This is a genomic window from Candidatus Synechococcus spongiarum SH4 (assembly GCF_000586015.1).
Lineage (GTDB): Bacteria > Cyanobacteriota > Cyanobacteriia > PCC-6307 > Cyanobiaceae > Synechococcus_B > Synechococcus_B spongiarum_F.
Window position 1 is genome coordinate 1 of record NZ_JENA01000175.1, and the last position, 3,558, is coordinate 3,558.

Below are 3,558 nucleotides of genomic sequence, written 5' to 3' on the forward strand. Positions count from 1 at the left end.
GCCCCGGCGCTGGGTGAGCCGAGCGGGGACGTTGCCTTGGGTTTGTGGGGAGAGGGCGGCGGCGCCCCCTTGCAGGACTTGCGCATCCGGCCAAGGATCTGCTATATGTTGCTCCTGCCGGGTCATCTGGGGAGCCATTCCTGAAGATCCCGCTTGGGGCCATAGCTCAGTTGGTAGAGCACCTGCATGGCATGCAGGGGGTCAGGAGTTCGAGTCTCCTTGGCTCCATTCACCGTCACCACCACAAACCCCCATCCAGGATGGGGGTTTGTGGTGGTGACCGCTGAGGGCCAGCAGAAATCCGCAGATCAGGAGGGGCCAATCCCCAACCCGGCTGTAGAGGGTAGGTTCCGTCCGCAGGGGGACGCTCCAGACAGTGGAGGTCGCCACCATGGGCTTCAGTTGTTCTGTGATTTCCCCTCGGCTGCTGATGAGGGCAGTGGGTCCGGTGTTGCTGGCGACCACCAGCCAACGACCGGTTTCAATGGCCCGTTGCCGGGCCAGAGCCAGAAACTGCCCATGCAAGAGCCTGGGGTAGGGATCCAGGTTGGCTACGGCCAGCAGCAACTGAGCGCCGGCATGGGTGGCGTCTGCCAGCGCATGGGCCTGGCTGATTTCATAGCAGATGGCCACCCCGGCCTGCCATGGCAAGGGCTTGCCCGCCAACAGTCGCTCTTCTGGCCCTGGCTGGAGGCTGCCCACCGCGGAAAGACCGGTACTGGCCAGTAGTCCATCCCATGGGAGCCATTCACCCAGCAACACCAGGCGGTGTTTATCCAAAGCCGTTGCAGGATCACGGGCCCCGGGTGGGTAAACCAGCAAGCTGTTGCGCAGTCCCCCCTGCTGACGACGAAAACCACCGGCCACCAGTCCAACGCCGGCCACCGTGGGAGGAGATTGATCCAGGGCCAGGGAGCCTTCCGGGAGAAGCAGCCATGGCGCTCCCTGCCGGGCAGCGCGGTTCATGGCCAGCATGAGGCGCCGCTCCAGCGCCGCCATGGCGGTCCACGTAAATTTCTGCCGCGTCGGAATGGCCGGTTGCAACACCCCCATGCGTATGGCCGGCCCCTGGGTGTCCGCCAAGGACATAAAGCCAAGACCATGGAGCGCAACGACCACCATGGCTCCTCCAGCCAACCAGCCAGGGCGCTGACAGGACGGGGCCTTGCAGCACCGCCAGAGCCACCAGCCCAGCAACACCTGAACAGCAGCCAGTCCCCCTGGTCCTGCCAAACTGCCGAGGCCGGCCAGGGGGCGATCATGGATGACCGCCACCGTGCTCAGCCCCAGCCAGAACAAGGGACCGCGGGCCAGCAGCACCTCGCCACATCCCCACAGCAGGGCCAGGGTCAGTGCGCCAGGAAACTGCGGCAACGGGTAGAAGCGCGCCAGCTGCCACCAGAGGCCCACGGCCAACGCCCCGCCACCCCCCACCAGCAACCAGAGCACCAGGGTGAGGGGGAGGCTCAATGCCCCGGGAATACCGACCCAGTCCAGGGGATGAAGCCAAAGCAGCCAGACATGGCTTGTAAGGAGAGCAGCTCCACCCCATGCCGCAGCGGGCATGAGCCCCTGGGGGATAGAGCGGCGACTGACGGCCTCCCAGAGGGGGACCAGGGCCAACCACAGCAGCGGCGGCGACCCCCAAGGGGCCAAACTGAACCCGGCCAGAGCCCCGGCAACACAGGCCAGAACGGGGAGGCTCGATCGGTGGGCCAGAGCCACCCTCAACGCCGTAAGGTGTCTTGCCATTGCGGCCTGCCGGGTTGCACTCATGCAGTCCGAGTCAATGTAGACAAATGCCCCCATAGCCCATGGTTCCCTGCAGTCCAGCCACGATCCATCTCTTGGGGAAATTGGTAGAACCGGCCCCCGGTGATCCGTGAAACCGGGCCTGAGATCACTTTTTGACTGATGGTCATAACCCTATTCCTCTCCCCTTATGCTAGATTCTCTAGTGTACTCACCGAGTATCCAACATGCTTCGAGGTCCGGAACTTCTTTCCAGAGTCAAAGAATTGGGCTCTATGCCCAAATCAGATGTGGTGCGCGCCTGTGGTTATGTCAGTCCCCGGAAGGACGGGTCTCAACGTCTAAATTACACGGCGTTCTATGAGGCACTGCTAGAGGCCAAGGGGATGAGCTTCGGTGGCGCTGGGGAAACCGCTAGCCGTAAAGACTCGGCAGGCCGCAAGCTCAGCTACATTGCCAAGGTGCATTTCAACGGTAACCTGCTTGTGGGCAGGGCCTACACTTCTGTCCTGGGGTTAAAGCCGGGCGATGAGTTTGACATCAAGCTGGAGCGGAAAGGCATTCGCCTGATCCCCAAGAACCGCTCGGGAGACATGGCGCCCAACGGATCTGCTTCCGCCCCAGGGGCGGCGCCGGAAGCGCCGGAGCCCCCCTCCGTTGCCACTCCCCCTACGGTTGCTGCGCCTGTCGCCCCGGCGGCTTCCCCGGCAGCACCTCCAGCGCCTCCCGTCGCCCCGGCGCCCATCCCAACTCCAGCGCCAGTGGCCGCTCCTGTGGCGCCTCCCGCGCCTGGCATCCCTCCCGCACCACAACCTGCGCCTGTCGCTGCCGCCCCGGCGCCGACGAATGGGCCCGGCGCCGTTGCACAGCAGCCGGCGCCCAAGCCGTCATCCCCAACAACTCCCCCCGTTGACTCCTGGGAAGATTCCTTGCGCAAGCTGGATCAATCTTCACGTCCCCAGCGTTGGGATGCCTGATGTAAGCCGATAGCCTCTGGCCATGCCGGGGATGGTCCCTGATCAGGCGTCAGGTTTCTTCCCGCTGGGGAGAACCTGACGCCTTTTCCCAGTCATGGGCGATGCCCTGGTATGGGGGAGGCGTCCCAGGTTTCACCGAATGCGGTCAACGGCTTTCGCCAAGCTGAAATCCTTCTCGGTTAGACCTCCAGCATCATGTGTTGTGAGGAGCACGGTGCAACGGCCCCAGCCAATTTCCAGATCAGGATGGTGGCCCTGGGTCTCCGCAAGGGGTGTGATGGCCTGGGCGAAGGCCATGGCATCCACAAAGTTCCCAAACGTTTCATGGAGAATCAAATGTTTGCCTTGGCGTTGCCAGCCCGTGCCAAGCTCTTGCAGCTTGGCGTTGATTGCTGCTTCCTGAAGCGTCATGGTGAGGGTTTCCCGGTTGATGTGAACAGACTCGGCATTCTACTTCACTCCCCGTCTTGAAGGGGCGGGAGTTCCTTCCTGGATTTGGGGCAGGAGGGAGCAGACCATAAGCAAACGATGCCCCTGGCCGGAAGTTCCGGCCAGGGGCTCTCGTCGGGTCCGGTGGTTTTCGGAACCTCAGCGGTCTGTTACAACTTGCGCTGCCGAGGGGAGCGCAAAGACGTGTTCAGGAGGCTTTCTCCGCAAACCGCAGACCCTTGACGATACAACCGTGGGACACAAACACCTCCTCCCGGTGGGGGATAAGTCTTGGCCGGCAAGGCTTTCGGAATGATCCGGCCCTTCAGAAGGAACGGATCACTCCACCTGCTGCCAAGTGAACGGAAGCAGCCTACCGAAAAAGCGTCAGGGTTGCCGT

Annotated in this window: 3 protein-coding genes, 1 tRNA gene and 1 pseudogene; 2 read left to right on the forward strand and 3 right to left on the reverse strand. The window is 63.0% G+C overall.

The annotated features are described in order from the left end of the window. Positions 1 to 155 precede the first annotated feature (155 nt). A tRNA-Ala gene (locus BG35_RS0107795) sits at positions 156 to 228 on the forward strand. On the opposite strand, the gene BG35_RS12190 is transcribed toward BG35_RS0107795, so the two are convergent. Next, positions 202 to 1,623, reverse strand: coding sequence for an apolipoprotein N-acyltransferase (locus tag BG35_RS12190; protein ID WP_161632571.1), 1,422 nt, complete (start codon positions 1,621 to 1,623; stop codon positions 202 to 204). The two genes, BG35_RS0107795 and BG35_RS12190, sit on opposite strands and share 27 nt — an antisense overlap. Positions 1,624 to 1,979: 356 nt before the next feature. On the opposite strand from BG35_RS12190, the pseudogene BG35_RS13720 reads away from it, so the two are divergent. Further along, a pseudogene (locus BG35_RS13720) lies at positions 1,980 to 2,327 on the forward strand (AbrB family transcriptional regulator); the annotation flags it as partial. Positions 2,328 to 2,421: 94 nt separating this feature from the next. On the opposite strand, the gene BG35_RS13725 reads toward BG35_RS13720, so the two are convergent. Together BG35_RS13725 and BG35_RS0107810 are read right to left on the reverse strand one after the other, a co-directional pair. Then, positions 2,422 to 2,706, reverse strand: coding sequence for a hypothetical protein (locus tag BG35_RS13725; RefSeq protein ID WP_236619826.1), 285 nt, complete (start codon positions 2,704 to 2,706; stop codon positions 2,422 to 2,424). Positions 2,707 to 2,861: 155 nt separating this feature from the next. Beyond that, positions 2,862 to 3,140: a 4a-hydroxytetrahydrobiopterin dehydratase gene (locus BG35_RS0107810; protein ID WP_025782383.1), complete on the reverse strand. Its 279-nt coding sequence runs from the start codon at positions 3,138 to 3,140 to the stop codon at positions 2,862 to 2,864. Between the last annotated feature and the right edge of the window lie 418 nt (positions 3,141 to 3,558).